The 26,569-nt window shown below is 46.1% G+C and carries 24 protein-coding genes; 20 read left to right on the top strand and 4 right to left on the bottom strand.

Features of this window, described 5'->3' with window-relative positions:
• Nucleotides 1-229 precede the first annotated feature (229 nt).
• The 12 genes from BUB38_RS08825 to BUB38_RS08875 all read left to right on the top strand — a co-directional run bounded on the left by BUB38_RS08825 (nt 230) and on the right by BUB38_RS08875 (nt 9,506).
• Nucleotides 230-982, top strand: coding sequence for an abortive infection family protein (locus tag BUB38_RS08825; RefSeq protein ID WP_073159682.1), 753 nt, complete (start codon nt 230-232; stop codon nt 980-982).
• Between the two features lie 124 nt (nt 983-1,106).
• The gene (locus BUB38_RS08830) at nt 1,107-2,549 is read left to right on the top strand and encodes a hypothetical protein (protein ID WP_139258360.1); all 1,443 of its coding nucleotides are present in this window, start codon (nt 1,107-1,109) and stop codon (nt 2,547-2,549) included.
• An 80-nt stretch (nt 2,550-2,629) separates the two neighbouring features.
• Nucleotides 2,630-3,172, top strand: coding sequence for a hypothetical protein (locus BUB38_RS08835; RefSeq protein WP_073159686.1), 543 nt, complete (start codon nt 2,630-2,632; stop codon nt 3,170-3,172).
• Entirely contained in the window at nt 3,160-3,942 is a 783-nt protein-coding gene (locus BUB38_RS08840; RefSeq protein WP_073159688.1) for a hypothetical protein, read from the top strand. Before BUB38_RS08835 ends, BUB38_RS08840 begins: the two co-directional genes overlap by 13 nt.
• A 79-nt stretch (nt 3,943-4,021) precedes the next feature.
• Nucleotides 4,022-4,198 carry a hypothetical protein gene (locus BUB38_RS16340; RefSeq protein WP_175547663.1) on the top strand — a complete coding sequence of 59 codons (177 nt, stop codon included), beginning with the start codon at nt 4,022-4,024 and terminating at the stop codon, nt 4,196-4,198.
• A 292-nt stretch (nt 4,199-4,490) separates the two neighbouring features.
• Entirely contained in the window at nt 4,491-5,603 is a 1,113-nt protein-coding gene (locus tag BUB38_RS08845) for a PDDEXK nuclease domain-containing protein (RefSeq protein WP_073159690.1), read from the top strand.
• A complete protein-coding gene (locus BUB38_RS08850; RefSeq protein WP_073159692.1) occupies nt 5,596-5,877 on the top strand; it encodes a hypothetical protein in 282 nt (93 codons plus the stop codon). The genes BUB38_RS08845 and BUB38_RS08850 overlap by 8 nt, the downstream gene beginning before the upstream one ends.
• A gap of 14 nt (nt 5,878-5,891) precedes the next feature.
• Nucleotides 5,892-6,287: an ATP-binding protein gene (locus tag BUB38_RS08855; RefSeq protein WP_254794916.1), complete on the top strand. Its 396-nt coding sequence runs from the start codon at nt 5,892-5,894 to the stop codon at nt 6,285-6,287.
• A 14-nt stretch (nt 6,288-6,301) separates the two neighbouring features.
• A complete protein-coding gene (locus tag BUB38_RS08860) occupies nt 6,302-6,499 on the top strand; it encodes a hypothetical protein (protein WP_073159696.1) in 198 nt (65 codons plus the stop codon).
• Nucleotides 6,500-6,609: 110 nt separating this feature from the next.
• Nucleotides 6,610-7,368, top strand: coding sequence for an MBL fold metallo-hydrolase (locus tag BUB38_RS08865; RefSeq protein WP_139258362.1), 759 nt, complete (start codon nt 6,610-6,612; stop codon nt 7,366-7,368).
• A 187-nt stretch (nt 7,369-7,555) separates the two neighbouring features.
• Nucleotides 7,556-8,485 (top strand): ADP-ribosylglycohydrolase family protein, encoded by a 930-nt coding sequence (locus BUB38_RS08870; RefSeq protein ID WP_217650872.1) that lies wholly within the window; start codon nt 7,556-7,558, stop codon nt 8,483-8,485.
• A 25-nt stretch (nt 8,486-8,510) separates the two neighbouring features.
• Complete coding sequence (locus BUB38_RS08875; RefSeq protein ID WP_073159700.1) at nt 8,511-9,506, top strand: bile acid:sodium symporter family protein; 996 nt, start codon at nt 8,511-8,513, stop codon at nt 9,504-9,506.
• A gap of 91 nt (nt 9,507-9,597) precedes the next feature.
• Here the strand turns inward: BUB38_RS08875 and BUB38_RS08880 are convergent, their stop codons facing one another.
• The gene (locus tag BUB38_RS08880) at nt 9,598-10,242 is read right to left on the bottom strand and encodes a formate/nitrite transporter family protein (protein ID WP_083542059.1); all 645 of its coding nucleotides are present in this window, start codon (nt 10,240-10,242) and stop codon (nt 9,598-9,600) included.
• 591 nt (nt 10,243-10,833) lie between these two features.
• Here BUB38_RS08880 and BUB38_RS08885 point away from each other — a divergent pair.
• Nucleotides 10,834-13,539, top strand: coding sequence for a TIGR02171 family lipoprotein (locus BUB38_RS08885; protein WP_073159704.1), 2,706 nt, complete (start codon nt 10,834-10,836; stop codon nt 13,537-13,539).
• 5 nt (nt 13,540-13,544) lie between these two features.
• Here the strand turns inward: BUB38_RS08885 and uvrC are convergent, their stop codons facing one another.
• Nucleotides 13,545-15,425 carry an excinuclease ABC subunit UvrC gene (gene uvrC / locus BUB38_RS08890; protein WP_073159707.1) on the bottom strand — a complete coding sequence of 627 codons (1,881 nt, stop codon included), beginning with the start codon at nt 15,423-15,425 and terminating at the stop codon, nt 13,545-13,547.
• 130 nt (nt 15,426-15,555) lie between these two features.
• Between uvrC and BUB38_RS08895 the strand changes: the two genes are divergently transcribed.
• The gene (locus BUB38_RS08895; protein ID WP_073159709.1) at nt 15,556-16,305 is read left to right on the top strand and encodes a hypothetical protein; all 750 of its coding nucleotides are present in this window, start codon (nt 15,556-15,558) and stop codon (nt 16,303-16,305) included.
• Nucleotides 16,306-16,350: 45 nt separating this feature from the next.
• Nucleotides 16,351-16,674, top strand: coding sequence for a hypothetical protein (locus BUB38_RS08900; RefSeq protein WP_073159711.1), 324 nt, complete (start codon nt 16,351-16,353; stop codon nt 16,672-16,674).
• Nucleotides 16,675-16,761: 87 nt separating this feature from the next.
• Here BUB38_RS08900 and BUB38_RS08905 read toward each other — a convergent pair whose 3' ends face one another.
• Together BUB38_RS08905 and BUB38_RS08910 are read right to left on the bottom strand one after the other, a co-directional pair.
• A complete protein-coding gene (locus tag BUB38_RS08905; protein ID WP_073159713.1) occupies nt 16,762-17,118 on the bottom strand; it encodes an Hpt domain-containing protein in 357 nt (118 codons plus the stop codon).
• Nucleotides 17,118-18,773, bottom strand: coding sequence for a putative bifunctional diguanylate cyclase/phosphodiesterase (locus BUB38_RS08910; RefSeq protein ID WP_073159715.1), 1,656 nt, complete (start codon nt 18,771-18,773; stop codon nt 17,118-17,120). The genes BUB38_RS08905 and BUB38_RS08910 overlap by 1 nt, the downstream gene beginning before the upstream one ends.
• 201 nt (nt 18,774-18,974) lie before the next feature.
• Between BUB38_RS08910 and BUB38_RS08915 the strand changes: the two genes are divergently transcribed.
• The 5 genes from BUB38_RS08915 (at nt 18,975) to BUB38_RS08935 (ending at nt 26,537) form a co-directional block, all read left to right on the top strand.
• Nucleotides 18,975-19,478 (top strand): RNA polymerase sigma factor, encoded by a 504-nt coding sequence (locus tag BUB38_RS08915; RefSeq protein ID WP_073159717.1) that lies wholly within the window; start codon nt 18,975-18,977, stop codon nt 19,476-19,478.
• On the top strand, nt 19,478-20,263 hold the full coding sequence (locus BUB38_RS08920; protein ID WP_073236058.1) for a hypothetical protein: 786 nt from the start codon (nt 19,478-19,480) through the stop codon (nt 20,261-20,263). Before BUB38_RS08915 ends, BUB38_RS08920 begins: the two co-directional genes overlap by 1 nt.
• A 12-nt stretch (nt 20,264-20,275) precedes the next feature.
• Entirely contained in the window at nt 20,276-22,573 is a 2,298-nt protein-coding gene (locus BUB38_RS08925) for a caspase family protein (protein WP_139258364.1), read from the top strand.
• Nucleotides 22,574-22,718: 145 nt separating this feature from the next.
• Nucleotides 22,719-23,936, top strand: coding sequence for an HD-GYP domain-containing protein (locus tag BUB38_RS08930; protein ID WP_083542049.1), 1,218 nt, complete (start codon nt 22,719-22,721; stop codon nt 23,934-23,936).
• A gap of 144 nt (nt 23,937-24,080) precedes the next feature.
• Entirely contained in the window at nt 24,081-26,537 is a 2,457-nt protein-coding gene (locus tag BUB38_RS08935; protein WP_254794922.1) for a TonB-dependent receptor plug domain-containing protein, read from the top strand.
• Nucleotides 26,538-26,569 lie beyond the last annotated feature (32 nt).

A 26,569-nucleotide genomic window follows, 5' to 3' on the forward strand; every position in this document is an offset into this window, starting at 1 on the left:
ATAAAGCTACTGATACGGACTGCCTATGGCTTCAGGAATATGAACAACATGCTGTCGCTGATAATGTTGAGCTGTTCCTATGTAGATGTAAAGATAGCCTACGAATGGGAATCGGAATCGAGAGAATCATCTAGCAAGGCTGCCTAAATGCTACCACACATATTGATGATGCCTCTGTTTTTTAAATAATTTAAAGCAAAAAGACTAGCTAAGGTATTTGGGGAATGAAATGGACAACATTCAAAAAATTCGAAGAGTTCTGATAAGTAGGAACCACGCAAATCTTGCGGATTTACTAATTCATTCCGAAGGGGAACTTTCGGAATCAAGTACTTATGGACATTATTTATTCTCTACGATAAGCACATATTTCATCAAATCTCCACCCAAAGAAACAGATTTGCTAAATGCATTAAGTGCGGTTGATAAAAAAAGAATCTTTGATGCAGTAATATCTGTTTATCCATATAGAGATCATGCTCCAGAAATAGTGAATGTTGAGTATCAGATATCATTTGACTCTGATGTAGAAGATTTATCTCCGGAGACTCCTGCAATAAAAGAAGTCTCTCGTGATTATATTGTCAGTTTGTCAAATCGAGCGTTGAATGATATAGAGAATGGCGATTATGACAGTGCAATTACTAAATCAAGAACATTGGTAGAAGAAGTCTTTTGTTTTGCAATTGAACAACAAAATCAGAAACCTAATGATAATGGGAAAATAGATGATTTGTATAAACAAGTTAAGAAACTTTATAGTATGCACCAAGATGCAGAAACTGATGTTCGAATAAATAATCTATTGTCCGGTCTGAATAAAATTGTAGATTCAATTTCTCAAATGCGAAATAAGGGAAGTGATGCTCATGGCCTTGGGAACCGGCGCATAAATATAAAAGATTATCATGCGAGATTATTTGTGAATTCTTCAAGAATCGTTGCTGATTTTATTTTGGCTGTTGTGGAAAATAGGAAATAATGTTTAGCCTATGATTACCTGGCAGAATGCATTAAGTGATGATGGCTCTTTAAAAAACATCAGTGAGGTGACTGATGCGTATTGAAAGGTTCATTGCTTTACTTGTTTTGGATGCAATAATGGATTGACGGCTGTTCTTGGAAAACAGCGAGAACGTCATTTTAGGCATACTCCAGGTTGTATATGCAATCCCGAAACATATTTGCATCAAGTCGGGAAAAAGATGTTTGTCGATTTGTTTGAATTGGCGAAGAAAATAAATAAAAGATTGTTGGTTGATTTTCTTCAAACGAAAATATGTGTAAATCCTGACTGTCCTTTAGGAAAAGACCATTGCGTTGAAAACGTAGGGGAATACGAAGAATTTGAACTTTTTCCCCACTTCAATCATTATGAGGTAGAAAAATATGATCCTGATACAGGTTTGACGCCAGATATCTTGCTAACTAATGATGATGGCGAAAAAGTTTATATTGAAATATTTGTAAATCATCCGTCGTCTGAAGAAAAAATTAAATCAAATATTCCTATTGTAGAAATAAGCCTTTCTGAGGAAGCTGATTTAAAGTGCTTAAAACCTGAATTGAACGATGGCGATATAAAAATAGACAACACATTCACAGAATGCTTTAACATTCCTAATTCAAAAAAGCTTGCAGAAAAACCAATCTGTTTAAAAAGTCTTGATAAAGCGCGACAGCACTTTTTAGATTACTTTCGCTATTATCAGCAGAATGAACAATCAGTTGAACTCGTTTATTCGTGCACAAAAATATGTGAATCAAAAAACTGCCCTCATTTAGAAAAAGGGCGTTGCGTTAAGCCTACAGGATTTGACCGATTTGATTTAGCAGAGATGTTCAATACGTTTATAAAAGAGGATAAAGCTGAAAACTTCTCGCAAGATTTAATCATTACGAATGGGAAAAAGGCGAAAATACGATTTCAGTTTGGATTAAGATTGTCGGAAACCTGCGAATATGGTGATGATGGGCGTGTTGTTCAGTATGCAATCAATCTAGATTCTGATACATATCCGTGGCAAGAATGCTCTGTGGTTCAGGAGGGCTCTAAAGTCCGCTTCTTAAATTTTGAAAAGAAAAATGAATTAGATTGCAAGAGACAATTTTTTAACGCCATAGTAGTTTACAAAAATGGTCGCTGTATGCCATTGAGCGAACACAGAATTACGGACATTAAGAAAAAAATTTTAGAGCAAAAACAAGCTATCGTCGAATATATCCTTATCCCAACATCAAGATTGGAACAAGAATTAGGTTTTCCTACTTACAAGGATCAATTTAAAGCAGCCATTTCTGTTTTTAAATTAAAGAAACAAGATGTGAGGAATTGTTTTCTCTGTAAGTATAGTGGCGATAATTCGTATAGTTGGGATGATGATAGCAAACCGATTTTCTGTAAAACATTTCGTTTTCCATGCTCTTCTGGCCAGGCCGTTGGCTGTGAACGATATAGGATCAAGTATGATGCGGTTCAGGAACATTTGAACAATGAAGGCTTGAAAAGGCTACTGTTTGAATGTTTGGAAACTTACAGGATTAAATAATCAGGTCATAGATTTTCATAAGGAGATGTCATATGCCACATGATTGTCGGTGCAATAAATGTAAAAGTGTAATTTATGCAATGTTCTTCAGAATCTATGATGAAATTGAGTTTAAACCCAAATTTGAAACTGCTTCCGTCCGATTGGCAGATTATGAAGGGAAGAAAGTGTATCAATCATTGAGCAAGATATATAAGGCGCTGCAGAGTTGTGGAAGGAATAAACGTTTTGTTAGGGTGAAAAATCTATGTGAATCTGACTTATATATACCATCAAAAAAACTTTTAATAGAAATAGATGAGTCGCAGCATTTTACGGAAGAGCGGTATACAGCATTGAAAAACTATCCAAAAGGTTTTGAGTTTTCATATGATGTAAAATCATACAAGCGAATGTGCAAAAAGATAAGGTCTAAGGACCCTGACCCCAAGTATAGAAACCAACAGCGTGCTTGGTATGATTCTGTTCGCGATTTTCTTCCGAAAATATGTCCGGAAGAGGTGAAAAAAGTTATTCGCATTCCTTTAGGTGAATATAAGTGGTGCGATTTAGACCATAAAAATAAAAAAGATGTAGCAAAATTTAAACGATTGCTCAAATCGGAGTGTATATGGCGAAAATAGGTTTGGTCTCATTTCAGAATTCGTGGAATACGATTAATAATGCAACTCGTTGGAATTTATTCAAGCAAATACGAACTTTTGCCTTGAATAATAATGTGACGTATTTGTTATTTTCAGGTTCAACATTATTTGATAAAAAAACACAATCTGACAAAAGTGTAGAGAAGATTGTAAATAAAGTTGGCCTATTTTTTAAGAAGTTTTCAATTATTTTCGAAATGAATAATGAACGTATTTTGAAAAATAAAGTACCGCCATATGGATTATATGCTTTTGAAAAAGGAAAGAAAAAATTGGGTCCTGTATGTCAACTATTGGCCACGAGTAAAGCGCCAAAGTCGTTATATGAAGAATTATGGCGACAGATACAATCAAATGAACGTACAGTGAGTTTGAATCAAAAAAAATTTCTAATTCTAATTTGTGGCGAATTAAATATCCTTCATAATTGTCAAAATGATAATAATAGAGTTGATGGATTACGTTATCAATTTGGTGGTGGTAGCATTCGAAGTGTGAAATACGATATCCTTTTCAATCCAACGCATACTCCATTAAAAGCTATGTATGGTAAGTATAAAAATAGACTGAAGTATATGAGTGAGCGAGCGGATGGTAGAATGGCTTTTCTAAATTTCAATGTTCCAAGAGAGCAAAAAAATAGAAATGCGGCATTTATTGCTTATAAGGAGGGGAAGGAAATTGTTTGGAAAAATGAGGAACGAGAAGATTGGTCTAATGGTTGGGCAATGAGAATAATTGAGTGCTAACTAGAATGAAAAATTTTTGAATAATGGAAATGGATAATAACGAACTCAAATAAAGAACTTTTTATGTAAGGTCTCCCCCATGCTCTTCACTCCCACTGGTACATTCTATTCCAAGGTTCAATTCAAGACCGAAGAAGAGGTCGAGAAGGTTGTCGTTAAGAACTTCAAGCTTCTCTTCGGCGACTATTCCATCTTGCTGCCGAAAAGTTTGATTCGGACTTCTGGCGGCAAGGGGAGCCACCCCGTGGTCCCGTGAATGGCGGCTGCGTTCGTTGCCGGAGGCGCCCGAAACGGTCTCACCTTCTGGAAGAATAAAGATAGGAAGGAATTGAAAAGTCTCGGAAAATAAGTATCGCTTCAATCTATTGCCCCCGCTCGTCTAAATGGCAATTTTAAAGACGAACCTTAGACGAACTTTAGACGAAAATTGGCGAAATTGAACGAAAAACGGCAAAATTTTAGACGAGAAAATGTTTTTTTTCGGAAAAACGCCGGTTTGACATTTTGTGACATCTGATTGTGAGTATATTTAGGGCGAGAGGTCTTGCATGAGTAGAAAAAGTGAAAACGGGCAAAAACAATCTTTAACCATTCTCGATAAGGATTATCTTGAATGGGTCAAACAGTTGTCATCAAGATATAAAAGCTATTTGATCAAGGCTTCTGTTCACATCAATTCGGAGCAGTTGAAATTTTATTATAGCGTTGGGAAAGACATCCTCGAAAAGCAGATTGATAATAAGTATGGCACCAAATTTTATGCCACTCTTAGCCGCGATTTAAGAAAGTTGTTGCCAGATGCGGAGGGGCTGACAGAAGGGAATTTGAGATATGCAAAGCGATTTTATCAGCTTTATTCGGATCCCAAGAAATTGTTTCCGCAAGTTGCGGAAGAATTGTATCCGCAAATATTTCCGCAAGTTGCGGAAGAATTGCCTAAAGTACCATGGGGCCACCATCGTTTGCTCATTGATAAATTCTCTGACAATCCGCCCAAAGCGCTTTTCTTTGTAGGGCAGATTGTTGAAAATGGGTGGAGCCGTTCTTCGCTTATGAATTGGATCGATTCAAACCTATATGAGCGACAGGGCAAGGCGATTACCAATTTTTCGAAGACATTACCATCTCCAACTAGCGATCTTGCGAAAGAAATTACAAAGGACCCTTATAGTTTCGCTTTTGCCGGCGTGACAAAGGAGTATAACGAAAAACAGTTAAAGTCGGCTTTACTTTCCAATATCACTAATTTCTTGATAGAGCTGGGGTCTGGTTTTGCCTATGTGGGCAAGGAGTACAGGCTGCAGGTCGGAAAAAAAGAAAAATTTATTGATTTGCTATTCTATCACCTTACTCTTAGATGTTATGTCGTCATCGAAGTTAAGATGGGTGAATTCGATTTTCAAGATGTAGGTCAATTAGGTGGATATGTTGTTTCCGCAAATCACATTTTAAAGCGTGAAGAGGATAACCCTACAATTGGTCTGCTTATTTGTAAGAGTAAAGATCGCTTGTTAGCCCAATATGCGTTGGAATCGAGCAACCAGCCAATAGGTATTTCAGATTTTGAACTTGAAAAATTATACCCTGCAAAAGTTGAAGGCTTAATTCCGACAATCAACGAATTGGAATCGGGGTTAATTGACAGACCTAAGGATGGCTAATGTCTCCTCGGCAACCATTCGCAACGCTGATTTGGCGGCCCTTAGTGAACTTGAAAATCGCGGAAAAAACATCTCTTACGATGAACTTCCGTATCGTTCGCTCAAGGCGACCGATGCCGATATAGATTTTCTATGCAAGGATTTTTCAAAACGTTCCAAACGAAAAATCACAAAGGCTGATTTGGAAAACTTGCACCTGCTTGCAGGTCGTTCGCATGACAAGGCAACGAACGTGTGGAGATTTCTTCGCCAGGCACTCTTTACGGAACGCTGACTTTGGAAGAGGCCTTGAGTGGCCGCTCGTCCGTCCGTAACAAGACTCTTGCCCGCACTTTGGAAAAGGTTCATGTTCTCGAAGGATGGGGGTCCGGTTTCCAGCGAATTAATACGATGTGTCAGGAATACGGCGTAGCTCTCCCTGAATTCACCGAAATCGGAGACATATTTCGAGTGAACTTTTATCGCCGACAGAATTCAAAAATCGGCGATAAATCGGCGATAAATTTCAAGAAAATGATTGTCGAATACCTTGCTGAACACGAAGAAGCCCGGTCTCAAGAAATTGCAGATGTTATTGGTTTGAAGATTTCTCGTACCAAGGACTATATCACAGAACTTGTAGAAGAAGGCAAAATTGTCTCCAACGGAGCGAACAAGAATAGGACATATTCTTTGAAAAAGTGACTCCGATAATAACTATGCAACCACTAAAACTTGAAGATCTCAACGCCCAGTTCGACAGCACCGTCCGCAGGTATCGCGATGGTGGGCTTATCGCTTACCGCAACGCGCACTATTTCATGAACGACATGCTGAATTGCATGTTGCAAATCTGGCATTTGTTGCTGGTTTGGAGTGCTGGGCTACCCACACACTTTCTTGAAGCCCCGGTTTAAATAGCCGTGGCTGGATGTGTTCTGTGTTTTGTGTCACTAAATTTCTAAAAGGATGTCTTTGGTGACAAAAAATCTCCAAAAAGTTTGCTGCGCATTCTAAATAGTTACATTTGAGAATCATGTTCCGCGATTTGCAATCAAGAATCCTTCATCTGCCAGCATCGAACCCTAGCGAAAAGGGGCCGTTGAGTGCGGATGTTTATGCCATCCGTGGGGAAACCGCTTGGTGGATTTTTGATGTTGGCGCCTCGGATGAGGCCGCAGATTTTGTGAACAATTTGCCTTGCGATGTTTCTGTGGGAGAACTTCTTGAGGGAACTGCGCCGCGCTTGCATCAAGATGCCGCGCCCCTCAAGAAAAATATCGTCATTTCCCATTTCCATCGGGACCATTTCTTCAATCTGCCCCGGGTTCATTTTGATAACCTTTTCGTTGGACGCGAGACCTTCCGCCATTGCGATGAAAACATTCGCGCCCGCAGCGGCACTCAGGTTGTTGAGTCGCCCTTGCAGTTTGAAGATGGTTTAAAGATTTGCATTGAGCCAATTCCCAGCAGTCACGCCAAAGGTTCCCTGATGCTCACTGTAGACGACGATGTACCCGATTGCGATTGTTGCGGCGAGCAGTCCCGTGGCGCTATCGCTTTCCTGGGAGATTCCACTTACCCTACGGTAAATCATAACGGTCCCGATTTTTACAACGTGCAGTTGCTTTACCAGCAGATTCAATTTTTGAAGGGCTGTTCTGCCCAGCATTTTGTCATGAGTCATCGCCGTTTCTCCCCGCGGGAAAAGGAAACGGTCCTGCAGCTTCTAGAAAATTTTTATGCCATGCGGCAATCCCATAAGAATGTGATTGAAGTTCCTTAATAATCGGACTAGAACAAAGTGGATGTATTTTGTCGCCTCTGGGGCGACCTTTTCTTTTTTCCAATAGCCTATTTTTTTTGATAAGAAAAAGAGTGGCTTTTATAAAATTTGCGTTATTGTTATACGTTTTTTTGTCCCAGTTGACAAATGCAATTTTTGTGACGATAGGAAGGAAAAAGGAGTCTTTATGACAGAACATGAAAAGAAAATGAAGGAAGTTTTCCGCAAGGCTGCGAGTAACATTTGCTGGGGCGAAATGGAAAATAAAGCGCCGAAGTTAAGTTTAAAAAAGGACACCTGCCTTCTGGGGGCTATCGCTGGCGATACCATCGGGGCGCCCTACGAATTTGACTGCAACAACATCAAGACCACGGAATTCCCGCTGTTCAATCGTGCGTCAGAATGGACCGATGATAGCGTCATGACGGTGGCTGTGGCGGAAGCGGTAATGGCTGGATTCGTGGGCGGTCAACCCGACCTTGAAAAGACCGAAAAGGCTATGGTCGCTTCCATGCAAAAGTGGGGGCAGGCATTCCCCTATGCAGGCTACGGTGGAAATTTCCGTTACTGGCTGGTAGACAGGAATCCAAAGCCCTACAACAGCTGGGGAAACGGTTCCGCCATGCGAGTTTCTGCGGTGGGCTGGGCTTACGATACTTTGGAAGAGGTGGAAAAATTTGCCGAGGTTTCTGCCCGCGTCACCCACAATCATCCCGAGGGTATCAAGGGCGCAAAGGCCGTTGCCGCCGCCATCTTCTTGGGGCGTGCAGGTAAGTCCAAGGAAGAAATCCTCGACTATGTGGAACGTACCTACGGATACCCCATCAGCAAGATGACCTGCGACAAGATCCGCCCCACCTACCATATGGATGAATCCTGCCAGAATACGGTGCCTCAGGCCTTCTGCGCCTTCCGTGAAGGGAACTCCTTCGAGGAAGTAGCCCGCCTGGCTGTTTCGTTGGGCGGCGACAGCGATACCCTCTGCTGTATCGCCTGCGCCATGGCCGAAGCTGTCTACGGCATTCCTGTAGAAATCCAGCAGGAGACCGTCAACCGCCTGGATGAACGAATGTTGAAAATGCTAATCCGGTTCCAGAAATTCGTGGCTTGCAAGTAAGACGGAACCATTTTATATTTGGGCCATGCTTAAAGTAATCAGGGCGGTGACCCGTTTTCTTTCCACCTATACGTCTCTTTTTGTAATCGCCTGCGCGGTGGTTGCCTTCTTTGCTCCTGTCACTTTCGCCTGGGTGCGCGGAAACGTTTCTTCCGTGATTCTCGGAATCATCATGCTGTCCATGGGCTTGACCCTTCGCATTGAAGATTTCAAGAACTTGGCGAAGCGCCCGCTGGACATTTGCGCTGGCGCCTTGGCTCAGTACACCATCATGCCGCTGGTTGCCCTGTGCCTTACGAAAGTTTTCGGACTGGATCCGTATCTCGCTGTAGGTATCATTCTGGTGGGCTGCTGCCCCGGTGGCGTCTCCAGCAATGTGATGAGCTACCTGGCAAAAGGCGATGTGGCTTTCTCCGTGGGAATGACGACCGTCAGCACCTTGCTCGCTCCCGTCATGACGCCGCTGCTGGTCTTGTGGCTTGCAGACACCAGCATCAACGTGAATGCAGTGGGCATGTTCCTGAACATTCTCTATGTGACCATCGGCCCCGTGATGATCGGTTTTCTCTGCAATCACTTTTTGGGACATCGCGACGGATTCAAGGAACTGCAGGCCAACATGCCAAGTGTCAGTGTCATTGGACTTGCGCTTATTGTGGGTGGCGTCATCGTGACGGTTCGCCCCCATTTGCTGTCCAATGGTATAAGCCTGTTATTTTTGGTACTGGCGGTGGTGTTCTGCCATAATGCTTTGGGCTATGTGCTGGGCTATAGCGTGGGACGCGTCCTTAAGTTCAGCACCGCCAAGAAGCGTACCATCTCTATTGAAGTTGGCGTGCAAAATGCGGGAATGGCTACCGTCCTCGCTGCAGGATTTTTTGCCAATCCCGAAAATATTGCGGCCCATCCTGAAGCCGCCCTATGTGTGGTTCCCTGCGCTATCAGCTGTGCCTACCATTCCATTAGCGGTACGGTTCTTGCAGGAATCTTTGCAAAACTGGACAGGAAAAATTCCAGATAATTTTTATAAAAATTGCAGTGTAAAAATGCAATCTTTAAAAAAAAGGCTCGCGAAAATGCGGGCCTTTCCTGTATAAAATTTAGGTTGTTTACTAAGCTTCTTTGTTGATGTTCACGCTGGCGTAGCACACCAGGCATCCGCCGATCAGGTTACCTATGGTGATAACGGCGAGACGAAGCACGGTGCTGCCAATTTCACTAACACCGCCGAAGGTCGCAACGTTCCCGCCCGCGATACCGCCTGCAATGCCCTTGATAATCGCGAAGGCAAAGTAGAACATGTCGGCAATACAGTGTTCAAAACCGCAAAGGATAAATCCCATGACAGGCAATACGACAATCAGCGGGTTGCTGCAGCGCTTGTAGCCTTCGACGGCGATGAACATGAGCATACCGCAGAAGACTCCCAAGATCAGAAGGCTCAGCAAATTGTCGTTGTGCTTGACCGCAACCAGAGCGCTTGTGCTGATGGTAAGGCGTGTGGCCGCAACGGTGGCTGCCCCGACGGTAGTGCCGATCAGGTTGCCCAGCCAGACCTTGCCCAGATACTTTAGGTAAGCCAGGTTGCGATTTGTAGAAAGGTAACCCACCTTGCCGGTGAACAAGTCGAACTTTAGCAGGATGATGGTGTAAAGACCCAGGGAGAACAGGAATGTTCCTGCAATCTTGTTGTCGACAGAAAGGAAGCTGACGCATCCCACGCTAATCATCAGGCCGGCAAAAATAGACTTAATCATACCCCAAAACATAGAAAAAACTGCACCCTAAAAAAGTCCCGCTCCAAGGAAAGCGGGACCGTCAAAATTACCCCTCGGCTTCAATCCAAAATCGCAATCGCTTTTGCGATTGCCCGGGTTTTAGGGAGGGCAAAGCCTTCCCTTAAATCAGCCCTCGATGTTAACCTGCGATCGCAATCGCTTTCGCGATTGCCCAGGAGGGTTTTAGGGAGGGCGAAGCCTTCCCTAGTCAAGTAAAGACGAAGCCTTCCCTTGTCTAAAAAAAGTATGGCATCCGTTCCACGGCGAAACACTCGATACTACTATTCTAAAAAAGATAGCAGTGCCTCAGGATTTCGTTTTTCCCACCTTTTTAAGCTTTGAAGCATGGTCAAGCCAAGTCAGGGAGCCGTGGGCCTAAACTGTACCGTAAGAGCGACGAGCTTTTAATATACTGTTAGATCGGGCGTTGATCCGTGAGGATGCCTAGGCGTAATATACCTAATTAGGATGCACGGGACAAGCCATTTTAAGATATAATTTTTTCTTATTTGGAGGACCCATTGTAGAATATGATTATCTGGAGTGGCTGAAAAACCTATTTTTGTGGATATGGCAGAATTTAGGTTTTCAAAATTTGCGTTTTTCCCTGTTTTTCAGGTGCTTTTCTCTGTTTCGCTTCTGTTGGGGTGCGATGACGGTGGAAGTTCTAGCCCGTTGGGGGAAGAGGATTCTGAACGCCCTGGTTTTGTAAGGGTTCTTTCTTCAGGGAAATCAACTGTTCTTGGAACTGATGTCGGTACGGCCAAGGCTAATGAACGTCCGAAAATGACGGTCTCCTTTGATTATGATTACTCCATCCAAGATCATGAGGTCACTTGCGGCGAATACAAATCCTTTGACAAGTCGGTAAATTGCCAAAAGGATAGTCTGCCTGTTTCCAATGTCAATTATTATGATGCGGTTCTTTATGCCAATGCCAAGAGCAAGAACGAAAAGCTGGATACGGCATACACCTATGTCAAGGCCTCCTATGACGGCGAAGGTCATTGCAATGGTATAGAAGGTTTGATTTTTCATCCGGAAGTGAATGCCTACCGATTGCCTACCGAAGCGGAATGGATTTTTGCCGCGAACATGGATTGGAATGTCCGTAACAGTTGGACTGCAGATGATGACGTTGATTCTCCTAAAAAAGTATGCTCCAAGAAAAAATCCATGGTCTGCGATATGGAGGGTAACGTGTCCGAATGGGTGAACGACTGGTTGGGCCTGTTCAGGGATACCACTATCTCAAATTATGTGGGGGCTCCCAATGGGGGGAGTCTTGGGGAACGCGTTCTGAAGGGCGGAAGTTTCCGCAACGAGTCCTCCTTTGTTAACCGCTACAGCCGCGGGGATGTGTATGTCGTGACTTCGACGACCCGGGCGTCCTATGTGGGTTTCCGTCTTGCGTTCGGTGCAATTCCCAATGCGGTGTGGTTGTCTGAAACAGGATTGGCTCAGAATAGCTTTGTGGCTCCTCTAGCCAGTTCTGCGACAGTTCGAAAACTTTCGGGGGCGTATCGGGCCAAGTTGGTTTTTCGAGATGACAGCCGCGGGAACCTGGCCTATGTGGATTACTCGAATGCGTTCCTTTCTGTTGTTGAAATAAAAGATTCCATTGATTCCTACCATCCGGAAATTTCGCCAGATGGAAAGTGGGTGGCGTTCTGCACGGGGCTTGAAGGTGTTTCTGGAAAATCCTCTGTCTATGTTCGCAAGCTGAATGCAAGCGGCGAGCCTGCGATAAGACTGGATGTTGAATCGGCGGCCATACCTAGGTGGAATGTTCTTGAAAGCGGAGATACCGTTATCGTGTACGTTTCGGATGCCGGCGATAATAGCGATGAATCTACCTTTATGAAAAAGTCAACATGGCGTGTTCCTTTTTCTGGTGGAAAATTTGGCAAGCCTAAAAAACTGTTTGACGGATCCTATCATGGTGGCGTCCAGGGAAATTTTGCCGTTTCTGGATCGAAACTTTTGCGAGCTCACAAGAAAGATGTTGATACCGTCTGGTTTGATTCGAAACAGGCCTGCAATGTATCTTTGTCGAAATCCGGAAATGGGCAGACCCTGTTCCTTGATTTTGGGGACAAGACCGACAAGAATTTTGTGGGCGAAAAATATGGCGTTCACGAACGGATCCTGATTGCGGATAGTACCGGTGAACTGGTGAATTCTATTGGCGCTCCTTCGGGTTATGCATTTGACCATACCGAATGGGCCTCGTCAAATTTGATCGCTGCAACTTTGACTAACGGGGATGGCGCCCATTCCAAGGTTGTTGCCGTGAATACAAAAGATTCCAGCGTGACTGAACTGGTTGAAGGTGTAGAATTATGGCACCCTTCCCTATGGACTGAAAAACTGGATGCAGAACTGGATCAGAAACTCAGCTTGGATAGTGCGGCCGCTTATTATAGCGAAGATCAGGCTACCCACTATCTTTCGTACAAGTTAAGGCTGTTCTGGAATTACAAGGACTCCCTTGAAATTGTGGGCTTGGGCAATTCCCACATGAATGCGGGATTCTCTTCCAGTCTTTTGAGAAATGCCTTGAATATGGCTGTCATTCCTTGCGATATGTATTGCAGTCGTTATCTAATTGAAAATTATGTGCTGAATCATTGCCGTAATATTAAGTTCCTTGTTGTAGGTATTGATTTTGATTTGTGGAGGGATAGAGATGGGGTTGCTATTCTAGAAAACCAGGGCTCAGCTCTGGGGTACAAGTACGATATCAATCATGACTTCTGGAAGGATGGTTTGCTCAAGGGTTTTGTGGATGTTTCCCAGAAAAGCATGGTGGAAAATGAAGATATTATGACGACCTTTGATTATTACAGAGGGCAGGCGGCAACTGATGTTCAGAATGGCTGGTATGGCGAAGATGGTACTGCTGAAATTCTGGAACAAGGGTGGGATAAGGATAGCCCGAATCCAGAAGGAAACTACCAGGAACTTTTGAATATTTTGAAAATGGCAAAAAAAAATGGAGTGTATGTAATAGGTGTTGTTTTCCCCATCAGCCCCTACTATAAGAAAACAGACCAGTATGGTCGTCATGGTATGCTTCGCAGCACGGCAAAAAATTTCATCAAACGTTTAAAAGAACTGGATGAACTTGAAAAGTATTTTGTCCTGTTTGATGAAAATAAGATGGGGGATCATGATTACCCGTCTTCCATGGCGTATGATTATGACCACCTGAATATCTATGGATCTAAGCAGCTGACGGCGCGACTGGACTCTCTTCTCAAGACTCTGGAGTAGTCCCTTTAAGATTGATCCTGTTCTGGATCCTTATCAAAGTCAGGTGTAATAAAGTCGGCGCAATATTGGGCAATCTGTTCGCGGAGTTTGTTTCCGCGGACTTTTCCCAACAGGATTTCTATATCTTCGAGCGGAGCGGCCATAAAGGCTTCTGCACTCTTGTATTTGCTTAGAATCTTGATGCGGGTTTCATGGCCGACGCCAGGCTGCTTTAGCCATTCCACTTCCAGATCCTTCTTGCGTTTGCTGCGCTGGTAGGTGATGGCGAAACGGTGGGCTTCGTCACGGGCGTTCTGCAGGAGTTTTAGGGCGGGGCTAGTTCTGTGCAGCACGATGCTCTTTCGGTCATCGGGGAATACGATTTCTTCGAGACGTTTGGCGAGACCGATTAGCGGTAAATCCTGATCGTGTCCCAGCTCCTTCAGAATTTGCATGGTGGCGTCCACCTGACCTTTACCGCCATCGCATACCCACAGGTCGGGCATGGGTGTGCCTTCATCTTCGAGACGGCGGATACGTCGGGTCATGACTTCACGCATGCTGGCGAAATCGTCTACACCCTCTACGGTCTTGATGATGAACTTGCGGTAGTTGGACTTGTCTGGTTTCCCGTTCTTGAAGGCCACGAGACTTGCCACCGTGTTGGTGCCGCTCAAGTGAGAAATGTCTACGCACTCGATTCTGAAAGGAGTCTTCTTGAGACCTAGAACTTTTTGCAGTTCGAAGACGCTCTGGTCGATTTCACTGTACTTCTGTACTTCGGCCCGCATTTCTACGAGGATCATGTCGGCGTTGGCACCTGCCAATTTCAGGAAGCCCAGTTTTTCACCTCGCTGTGGGTTGTTGAAATAGACCTTGTGTTTTGCTTGCTGCGTCAGGGCGTCTTGCAAAAGAGCCGCATCTTCGGGGAGGGCGATGTCTGTGGCGATTTCTCCGGGAATGAATTCCGCTTCGGCGTACCAGGTGAGAATCATCTGACGGAAAATTTCGGATTCGTCATCTTCAAGTTCGCATTTCAGCCGATAGTGGCGTCTGCCTGTAAGAACGCCTGCACGGTACTCCAGGATGACTGCGGCGGCTAGGCTTCCGTTGCGGCGCAGTGTCAGAATATCCAGGGAAAGGCTCGGGTCGGAAGTGTCGGTCTTGGCGTGGATACCTGTGGACTGAAGGGCTTGAATGGCGTCCCTTTTTTTGGCCGCCATTTCAAAGTCCAGGTTGGCGGCAGCCTCGTTCATCTCACGAGTCCAGATTTCCTGCAGGTCATCCCGCTTGCCTTCTAGCAGGAGTCTTGCCTGCATGACGTCCTTGTAGTAATCTTCGCGGCTGACGAGTCCTGCGCAGGGGGCCTTGCACCTTCCGATATGGTAATTCAGGCAGGGGCGTTGAGGCGTTCGTGCCGGCAGTTCCATATTGCATTCGCGGATCTTGAACAGCCTGGCGCAAATATCCTTCAGCTTGTCCACATAGCGGGAACTCATATAGGGTCCGTAATACTGATTGGAGTCCTTCCTGACGGATCGGGTCAGGAACAGCCTGGGGAATGGCTCGCGCACACTGAATGCCAAGTATGGGAAATGCTTGTCATCTTTCAGCAAGACGTTGTACTTGGGCGTGTGTTTACGAACAAGATTTGCTTCTAGGATCAGTGCTTCTTCTTCGGTCTCGGTAATGATCCATTCGATGTCGCGAATGTAGGGGAGCATCAGGGTGGCGGCACGGTGGCCCTGATGGTCGCTACCGTCGAAGTAGCTTCGCACGCGGTTCTTTAAAACCTTGGCCTTTCCGATGTAGATGATCTTACCGGAGGCATTCTTCATGATGTACACACCCGGTCGATCGGGCAGTTCGTTCAGTCTGCGCTGGATGTGTTCACTAACCGAAATCATGAAGGTTTTTCCCCGAAATTTTCAAGTACATTTTTTATAAAAATCAGCGGTAACTTCTAGAAGTTCCAATGAAAATTTAGTTATCTTATGATAGGAAAAGTTTCAAAGAATTTCAACTTATGGAGCGAAGATGAATTTTGAAAATATGAATGCGCTTTCCCAGAAGGTCGAAGGTGTCCTGGGGACTGTGCGCACCCTCAAACAGGAAAACGCCAAGGTTCGTAAGGAACTGGAAAATGCCAAGGCACAGCTGCAGGACAAGAGCATTTTGCTGGATACCGCAAACGCCAACATTGCGTCCCTGAAGTCTAACCTTAGCGATACCAATGCCAAGCTGACCGCTGTGGGTGCAAGTCTTACAGACGCCAAGGCTGCCCTGGACGCCCGCGTCAATCAGGTGAATGCACAGGAACAGGCTCTGAACGAAAAGCTGGTGAGCATTGCCAACCTCAAGAATCTTGCTGCCGAAAAGGATCGCGACATTGCGGCTCTGAATGGCATTATCAACGAAAAGATTGAATTGCTGAACGCCCTGAATGCAAAGGTGGAAGAAAAGGACGCCATCATTGCTAAACTCATGGATCAGCTCCAGGCTCAGTCCGACGAAATCGCTGACGCCCAGGAAAAGTTCAATCAGCTGGTGGCCACCATCGAAAACGAACTGGGCACCGACTTGAGCATCGAGGAACCTTCTGTAGAAACTGACGACGTTCAGGAAGCGGAAGAATCTGTCGAAGCTGTTGAAGAAGTTGCCGACGAGGTGGAACAGGCTCCTGCTCAAGAGGATCTGCCCACCATCGAAGTTCATGGCGCAGAAGAAAAGGAAGAATCCAAGAGTCGTGCGAGCGGGGAGGGCTCGCAGACAAGTTTTTTCGACTAAACTGGCTGATGGATGAAGATCCATTCGGCGTGGGGATGAAGTAAAATGGCAGAAATCGCACCTCTTAGATCAGTTAGCGTTTCCGTTGCTCAGGAACATATCCAGATCCGTACGGATTTGCCTGATGCGGAACTTAAGGAGATCGGTGATTTTATCGATCAGCGCTTTGAACGTTCGGCAAAGTTCCAGATGGATAACCGCAAGCGTCTAGCCTTGCTGTCTGTGGAACTGACGTCTGAAATCTTTGAGTTGCGAAAGCAGCTTCGCCGTGCCAAGGCCTACTACGAGCAGATGGAAAAGGATCTCAAGAACCTGAACCTTCTGCTTGACGAAGGTATGGAACGGTCTAACAGAAATGAAGAACTTTAATCCCATTAAAGATTAAAAAAGGGGTCCTGATAAAAATCAGGATCCCGTTTTTTTAAACTGTTCTTTCGCCTTGCTCGTTTGCAAAGCCTACTTGCTGGCGTTGTATTCGTTCAATGCGGCTACAACCTTTTCGTGGGCCACCTTGAGGACTTCTACCATGGCGGCGTCGGCGGGAGCCGTCTGGGGACGGAGCTGCTCTGTCAGTTCAGAGGCTGCCTGCTGCAATTCTGTAAAGGCCAGATTGGCTGCAACACCTTTCAGAGTGTGTGCGGCACGGAAGCAGTCGGGAATAGACCCTGCGCTGATGGCGTTCTGCAAGGAAACAAAGCTGTCGTCTTTCAGATACATCAAGGCGAACTTTTCGATGAAGGATTCCTTCATCAGTCGGTTCTGGGCTTCGGCGTAGTTGCCGTTGATCTTTGCGTACAATTCCTGGAGTGTCATTATATCTTTCCTTCGGCCTTGCACTTGGCAAGGAACTGCTTAAAGTCTTCTTCGGGGAGGGGCTTGCTGAAATAGTAACCCTGGATGTAGTCGCAGTTATCCTCGCGGAGTATGTTGACCTGGGTTTCTGTTTCGGCGCCTTCGGCCACAACTTTCATTCCAAGAAGATGGCACATGTCGATAATCATCTTGACGATGTGCTTGACATCGGGATTGTTTTCCAGCTGGCGCACGAAGCTCATGTCGATTTTCAGGATATCGAACTTGTAGTGCATCAACATGCCTAGGGAGGAATAACCGCTGCCGAAGTCATCCATCAGGAGCCATGCCCCCTGTTCACGCAGGGCGCTCAAAACGTCTCCGCGATTTTCCTTGAGGGCGGCGAAAGAGGATTCGGTAATTTCGTAACGTACGGAACCAGGTGCTGTGACGCGCTGTGCCACATGGTCAAGAATATTCTGGATCATGTCCTGGTCATAGAAGTCCATCCAGGAAAGGTTCACGGAAACGGGCACGGTCGGAAGTCCCTGATCATGCCAGCGTCGCATGACCTGGTTTACCTTGCGGTCTACGAACAGGTCCAGCTTAGAGATGAAGCCGTCTTTTTCGAGGACTGGGATGAACAGGTCGGGGCGTACGAAACCGCGAATGGGGTGAATCCAGCGAATAAGGGCCTCTGCAGAAGCGATCTTTCCGGTAGCGGCTTCCATGATCGGCTGGTAATAGACCTTGAATTCTTCGTTGGCCATACTGGTGTCGAATTCTGAAGTCACGGAAGCGGCGTTGATATAGTTGTTGGCCATCTTGTCGTCGAAGATGGCGTAAGGCTTAAGATATTCGTCTTCGATGTAGCTAAGGGACAGCTTGGCGCGGTCCACAAAGTTGATGACGTCTCCATCGCTGTCGATATAGCTGATGCCGGTACGGAAACGGAACTGCATGCTGCGTCCGGTCCAATCCAGAACCTGGTTGTTCTCGTGCATCATCGCATCGATGTCGATCTTGTCGGCCTCGACTAGGCACACGAAGTGGTCTGCCTCGAATCGAGAAACGAAAATGGGTTCCAGGCCGGCGCCCGACATTCCTCTGTAGGTCTGCTTTAAGACTGCGTCTCCGCCTTCTGTTCCGAGGACAGAGTTAATGGCCTTGAAATTCTTAACGTCAAAGAACATGACGGCGTACTTGGTACGGTCTTCGCACTTTTGCAAGAAATTGTTGGCCATCTGGAGGAAGCCAGATCGGTTATAGGCTCCGGTAAGTAAATCTCTATAGGAGTATTCGCGGCTGGCGATTACGTTCATTACACGGCGCAGAACGATCTGCGGGTTGTAAGGCTTGGCAAAAAAGTCTGCGGCGCCTAGATCGTATGCTCTAGACAGGGCTTCGTCGGTGGAGTCGCCGGAAATGATGATGACGGGGAGCTTGTGTTGCCACCCCCTCTTGTTGAATTCCTGTAAGGTTTCGTATCCGTTTAGGACGGGCATGACCAAATCCAGAAGTACCAAGCGAAATACGTGGTCGCCCTTTTCGATTATATCAATGGCTTCTTGGCCGTTGCTTGCCTCTACGATGTCGTACTCGTCTTCAAGAATCAGCCGCAACATCTCGCGGTTGATTTCGGAGTCATCGACAATCAAAATTTCATTTTTTACCATTTCGTACTCATGTAAAAAATTTAGATACGGGCTGGTCAGGGGGGGCTTGGCTCCCTTCGCTCTCAATAAATCTAACCAAAAAAAACAAGTTTTGTGAGAAAAAAATAACAAAATGAGGATTATCACATTGTTTTCGTGTATAGAGGGGCAAAACTTCTAAATTTGGGTGACATTTTTGATCTCCAGTAGTGTTACACGGGTATGAATAGGCAAGAAATCGCAAGCAAGATGGCTTTTTCCAGGCTTTATGAAAGCTATGGGCCAATGGTGTTTCGCCGATGCGTCGCCTTGTTGAAAGATGATGCGGAGGCTAGTGACATGATGCAGAACGTATTTTTGCGGATTTACGAACGTCGTGACTCGCTGGATTTGTCCTCTCCATCTAGTCTGCTGTGGAATACGGCAACCAGGTTATGCCTGAATCGGATCCGTGATAAGGCCCGCCGTGGCGTAAATACCTGCAGTGAAGACTTGCTTCTGCAGTTGGCGTCTTTAGACGATGAGGTGGATGCCTACGAAGCCGGCAGTGTCCTGAAAAAGATTTTTTCGAAGGAGCCCGAGTCTACCCGTACCATGGCCGTACTTCACTTTGTGGATGGAATGACTCTGGAAGAGACGGCCGAAGCTGTTGGACTTTCTGTAAGCGGAGTTCGTAAACGTTTACGCACACTGCAATCCAAGGTTAAGAATTTGGAGGTCAAATAATGAAAACGAAAATGAATGTATCCGATTTGAAATTGGAACAGTATTTGACAGGGGACCTGCCTTCTGATGAAATGCAGGAACTGCGTCGTCGTGAAGCGACTGATGAAATTTTCCGTGCTCGTCTGCAGGCAATGCGTGACGAAAATGCCAAAATTTTGGCGGACAATCCCTTTAGCAATTTGTCACCCCGACTTGATGAAATCGATAGGGGAATGTCCGGTGATTCTCGCATGGTGGCTCCCAGTCTGTTTTTGAAGGTTGCCGCCGTCATGGTTATCGCCCTGGGCATTTTTGCTGCAGTTTTTGTATCGGGTGGCGAAAGGAATCTTGGCGTGAAGGGTGTTGACGGTTCAACTTCTGAAGTCGCTATGGTTTCGGTTGATGATGGAACCCGCATCAAGGGGCTGGAAGCTCGGATGGAAGTCTGGAAGAAAAATGGTGAAACCGCTGTCCAGATGGAAAATCTGGGTGCCGCTAGCGAAGGCGATGAATTGCAACTCCGCTACTCGGTCCCTGAGAAGTGTTACGGCATTCTCTTTAGCATGGACGGTAACGGCGTCTTGACGGTGCACTTGGGTAATGGATCCGGATCCATCGCTCTGGAACCGGGTAAAATGGTGACTTTGCCTTTTGCGTATAAACTAGATGACGCTCCTCATTTTGAAAAGTTCTTTTTGATGACGTCCAGGAATACGTTTGCCATTGATGGAAATGATATTGATGCATCCTTGAAGCAGGAAGGCATTAAGGTTGTTGAATTTACGGTAAGCAAATTGGAAAAGTAGCGGGGGTTGAAAATGAAAAAGGTGTTGATTAAAGTTTTTGATAGTGTGGTTGGTGCGGGACCATGGAAAAGTATGATTGGTCTTTGCCTGCTTTCCTTTGCCATGTTGTTCCTTATGGTGGGTCGCATTCATGCTGCTGCCGCAGCTGCTCCGGGGTTGCCTTCGACGACCATCGATCGCTATGTGATTGCCATTAGCGCCAACAATGGCGGTAAGGGACGACCTGTTCTTCGCTATGCGGAATCCGATGCCAAATCTTTCGCGGCGGTGCTTAAGGATATGGGTGGAGTCAGTCAGAAGAATGTCTACCTGATCCAGGAACCTAGTGTGGCTTTTTTGAATGCCCACTTTGACAATGTTGACAAAATCCTGGCGAAGGGCAAGGGGAAAAGCGGCCGTGAGGAAGTGCTTGTCTATTACAGTGGCCATGCCGACGAAAAGGGACTGCATCTAGGTGAAGAAACTTACAGCTGGCAGGAATTCCGCAAACGTGTAGATGCCCTGAATGCCGATGTGAAGATTGCTGTCATCGATGCCTGTGGTTCCGGTGCCATTACCCGAGCCAAGGGAGGTGTGGCTGTTCCTGCCTTCATGGTAGACCAGAGTAGCGACATGAAGGGCTATGCCTTTATTACCAGCAGTACCCAGGATGAAGCTAGCCAGGAAAGCGATAAGTTGAGGGGTTCCTTTTTTACCCATTCCCTGGTGAGCGGTCTACGCGGTGCGGGAGACTTGAGCGGCGATGGCAAGGTGACATTGTCCGAGGCTTACCAGTTTGCCTTTAACGAAACTTTGCAGAAGACGGAGACCACCATGGGTGGAGCTCAGCACCCCAGTCGAGACATGAATCTGACGGGTACGGGTGATGTGGTGATGACGGACCTGCGCAGTACTAGTGCCGGTATGATTTTGGATGAAGGTATAGAAGGTCGAGTTTTTATTCGTGACGCCTCGAACGAACTGGTAGCTGAACTTTATAAGAAGTCCGGTAGATCGATGAGCCTTGGTCTTCCTGCAGGAAAGTACACGGTTCGTCTAGAAAGGAATGCTGACCTGAATGAAACGAATGTTGAACTTACCAATGGAAAACAGCAGAAAGTGACCGTTCGAGACTTTAAGGCTGTATCCGCCGAAAAGACGGTGGCTCGTGGCGAAATCAAGTCTTCTGTTGTTGATGAGAATATGGAAGCCCGCTTTGATTCCCTGGATCATAATAGCAGATTTAGAACAACGTTTAATGCGGCGGATAAAGCCCACGAACCTCGTAAGGGCCTGATGATGGGTGTGTTCCTGTCGAAGTCGGATGATATTATGATTGGCGCTCAGGCAAGCCTGATTGGAAACCTGGCTAAAAATGATATGCACGGTATGCAGGTTTCCCCGATATTCAATATCGGCAAGAAAAATTTCCAGGGGTTGCAACTTTCCGGTGGCTTTAATTATGCGGGACATATGGATGGTCCGCAAATCGGTCCTGTGAATGTCATAACGAATACAAGTCCCAATGCGGTTCAGGTAGGTGCCGTTAACGTAGCAAGGAGCGCACGAGTTCAGGTTAGCTCAATTAATATCGCCAGGGATACCGTAAGTGCAACCCAGGTGGGTGCCATCAACATTGTAGGAACGACTAACGTTCAGGTGAGTGCGATAAATGTCGCTAGGGATGCCCATGTTCAGGTTAGCGCCATCAACGTGGCAAAGAAGGTTGACGATACCCAGATTGCTGTTATCAATGTAGCCGGTAAGGCGACGGGCCGCCAGTGGGGTGTCATCAACGTGGTGGGTCACGCCGAAAAGACTCCTATCGGTCTTATCAATATCGTTGGAAATGGTGTATGGAGTTTTACCGGATCCATCAACGAGATGAATGCCCCCGCCATGTCCGTTCATTTTGGTACGGCCTACCTGTTTACGGCACTTGAATTCTCCCGAGCCCTTCAGAAAGGTTTTGATGAATTCGAGGATGTCTATGAGAACGGCATCGGTCTCGGAACCCAGTTCGGCCAGTACGGTACTCATCTTGAACTGGAGTACATGTTCCTCCACGTTACGGATAAGTACGGCGAAGACCGTGAGGAAGAGGACTATAAGGGAAATTTCCACCATCGTATCCGTCTTGGCGGAACCGCCAGGCTGATTCAGGGAATCGGACTTTCCGCCGGCGCAACTTTGAATCTGGCCACGGAGGGTTATGGCGAAAGAATCCTCGTGGAACCCAAGGGAAAGTGGCATGACGACTGGAATTATCACGGTCATAAGGCGAAATTCTGGCCTGGAATGTATGCCGGTATAACATTTGGGCGATTCTAAATCCTCAAAATCTTCAAAAATCCTCAAAAAACGTGAAAAATGCAAAAAAGTCCCTCTTTTCGAGAGACTTTTTTATTTTCTTACAAAAAACATACGTAAAGAAATGTAAATTCTGCCTATCATTTAGTTTTAGTTTAGGTATGGTATGGCTAAGCATAGTGATTTTATAGTACGTCAGAACGAGGCCGAAGCTAATAGAATTGTGGCTAGAGTGCTTCGGATGACTCTTTGCATTTTCTCTCTGGTGTTGATCCTGAACCTTTGCAGGGTATTCATTATCGACCAGAAGGTGATGCTTTCTGCCTTTGGTTTGAGTGCCCTGCTGCTTTTGGCTCCTACGGTCATTAACCGTTTTGTGGATAATGCCAACCCGAATTTAAAGTATCTGTATGTGATTCTGTCCAGCCTGTTCTTGCTGGTTATCGAAACCACCCTTTCGTTCCATGCGGTGGTGGTGTATGCGTTTCCTATCGCCCTGGCCTGCCTTTACTTTTCTAGGAAGCTGACTTTGCATATTTGGTTCCTGACGGTGGGCGTTTCCATTGTGGGGCAATTTGCCGGTTTCTATGTGGGTTGCGTTCCCGACCAGAACTTCCTGGTCTTTAAACGTCTGGTGCTGTTCAGCATTTTGCCTAGAACCCTCTGCATTTTTAGTATCGGTAGCTTGATCTATTTTATTTCTGCCCGTACCACAAAGCTGGTGGATCGACAGATTGCAGATACGGCGAGAATCAAGGAACTGAATACGGACATGGTGATGGGTTTTGCTAACCTGGTTGAAAACCGTGACGAAAATACGGGTGGTCATGTCAAGCGCACTAGCCGTTATGTGGAATTGCTGGTGAAGGAACTGCACCGTCGTGGTGTGTACAAGGATATTATTAACCACGACTTTATTCACGACTTGGTGAATGCGGCTCCTATGCACGATATTGGAAAAATTGCCATTCCCGATCATATTTTGCAGAAGCCGGGAAAGCTGACCGACGAGGAATATGCCATTATGAAAACCCATGCGGAACAGGGTGGCCGAATTATTCGTCAGACCTTCTCCCATATTGGTAATGCCGGGTATAGGCAGATCGTTTATGACGTGGCTCAGTTCCATCACGAAAAATGGAATGGTCGCGGTTACCCGGAAGGCCGAAAGGGACTGGATATTCCCCTGGCTGCTCGCATTATGGCTGTTGCCGACGTATTCGATGCAGTTTCGCAGAAACGCTGTTACCGCGATGCAATCCCTCTTGATGAATGTTTTTCCATTATTGAAAAGGGCCGCGGAACGGATTTTGAGCCTATCCTTGTTGACGTATTTTTGGGGATGAAGGATCCTATCCGTCAGACCATGGATGAAATTGCCTAATTATTAGGTGACACTTATCGTTCTTTCTGGTGTTTAACGGTTTAGAATAGTAATTGCTAATTTCTAAATTGGTAGACAAGCGCGAGAGACGATTTGAAAAAACTTCTTTTATACCTTGCAATGTTTTTGTTGCCTGTCTTGGCAGTGGCGCAGGAAGCCGCTGGTGAGGGGGCGTCTCTTGCTGCACAGAAAGGGATTCTGTTTTACGGCATGGTTCAGGATTCTTCCTTTGCTCCCGGTGAAAAACTGAATGTGGAAATTCTTGAAACTGGCGAAGCCCTGCAAACGGTCGTGGGTGAAAATTTCCAGGTGATGCTTCCCGAAGATACCCTGTGGAATGTTTGCGTTACCAATTCCGACACCAGTGGCGCCGAAAAGGAAAAATGCTATGAGTTGGTCTACCATGGCCAGGATAGTGTTTTTAGCTCAGTCATTGGCGATGCCGGGTTGACGGAATCTGTTGCCGAGGCTAATGAGGGAACTACTGGTACGGCTGATGGTGACGATTCCAAGACTGCTGTGGCTGCAGCAGATTCCGTGGAACCGCGAAACGACTCGCTACAGAACGATCCTCAGGAAAAAGATGTAGATGTGGATGCCCTTTTGGCTGCAGGAAGCAACGGCAAGGTGACCGAAATGAAGAAGGTGGTGGTGCAGTTACGTCGTCGCCCCAAGCGCAAACCTGGTGAGTCCGTTGTTAGCGCCAAGAGTATCAAGCGCATGCCCGGCCTAGGCGAAGCGGATGTGATCCGCAGTATCCAGCAGTTGCCCGGTGTGGTTGCCAGTTCTGACTTCAGTACGAAAATTTATGTGCGCGGTGGGGCCGCCGACCAGAACCTGTTCCTGTATGATAACGCGGTGGTGTATTCTCCAACCCATTTCTTCGGATTGTTCAGTACCTTCCTGGTGGAAACCATTGACGGTGTGCAGTTCTACAAGAGTGGATTCCCTGCCCAGTACGGCAACCGTCTGAGTTCCGTTTTGAAAATGGATGGTCGCGCCGGAGGTAGCGATACTACGGAGGAATGGTTCAGCCGTAGCAGCGTTAAGATTAGCACTTTTGCCGCCCAGCTCCATACCGAAGGCCATGTGGGTGATGCCCGTTGGGTGATCGCTGGCCGTACCACTTACATCGGCTATATGCTGGATTTGTGCCGCGCCCTGGGTGTTCTGGATTTGGCCATCGATTACGAGTTTACCGATTTGCAGGGAACGTTCATGTATGATTTCGATCAGGATACCCGATTGAAGTTCAGCTTCTACACCGGCAAGGACGTTCTTGAATTTGATCCCCTTTATGTGGACTGGGGTAATGTGGCTGTTCCCATTAATTTCTACCACCGCTTTGGCGATTGGGATTATAATGCCACTTTGGCGTACAGCCGTTTTTACCAGACAATGAAATTGACGGACTTGATTAATATCGGTCAGGACCTTTATACCTTTGCGGCAAAGCAGTGGCTCAATTTCCGCGGAATCGATAATCATGTTCTAACCTTTGGCTATGAACTGGAATATGACTGGGATAAGTTCTATGAATACATTTCCAGTATGAGGGTGGAAGATGTCCAGAAGCCTTTGCACCATGTTCTTTATGGGCAGGATGCCTGGCGCCTGAATGAGGACTGGCTGTTTACTTATGGGTTGCGTCTGAATTATCAGGACCTGTCCAAGGATTTTGGAATTGAACCTCGCCTGTCTCTGGTGTGGAACATCGATGATCGGAAGACTTTGGAATTTTATGCTGGACACTACCTGCAGTATATGAACTCCATTATGTTCGGTGACGGCGAAGCTCTTAACGAATTCTACTACCCGTCGGTAACTACCAGCAAGGGTAAGCACTTGAAGCCCGCTCGATCCAACCTCTTTGCGGTGGAATACAAACAGGCCCAGATTGCAGATGAACTTGATTTTATTGCAGGCGCCTATTTCAAGACGCAGAACAACTTGAACACCTTCATGATGGTTCAGGATTCAACAGATGAAACCGCTTCTGCGGACTTTTTGATGGCGGATAATTTCGGAACGGCCGAAGGTTATTCCATGGGCTACGAACTTTCACTCCGTCGTGAAAAGGGTGCGATCTTCGGTGGCATTAACTGGAGCCAGAGTCTCAGCGTTCTTAAAAGCAATGACGGTACTAAACCCTATTTCCCCAGTTGGCACCAGCCCTATGCCTTAAAGCTGGATGCGGGTATTAACTGGAGGGGTGAAGATGGATTAAAGCCTCACAAGGTTAAGGGACGTTACTTTAGGTCTTCTGTGGTCATGAAGTATTCTGCAGGCATGCCTATCAGTGAATATCTAGGCTATTTCTACCAGCAGAAAATGGAAGATCAGAAGTATACCGATAATATCCAGGTTATCCCTGGTTCCCGCAATGCAGGCCGCCAGACGCCCTACTTCCGTATTGACGTAAAGGCCATCGATATTGGACGTGAAAACAAGTGGAACTTCAGCTGGACCATTATCAATTTGACGGACCACGAAAACATGTTCTATTCCTACTACGATACCAACAAGAACCCGCCGGAGTATAGCTCGATTTCTCAGTTCCCCTTTTTGCCGATCATGATCAATTATGAGTATTACTTCTAATAGGTGTGAGGCTTCTCGGACAAGAAAAGCCT

Origin of the sequence: Fibrobacter sp. UWH5 (genome assembly GCF_900142505.1) — a bacterium.
Lineage (GTDB): Bacteria > Fibrobacterota > Fibrobacteria > Fibrobacterales > Fibrobacteraceae > Fibrobacter.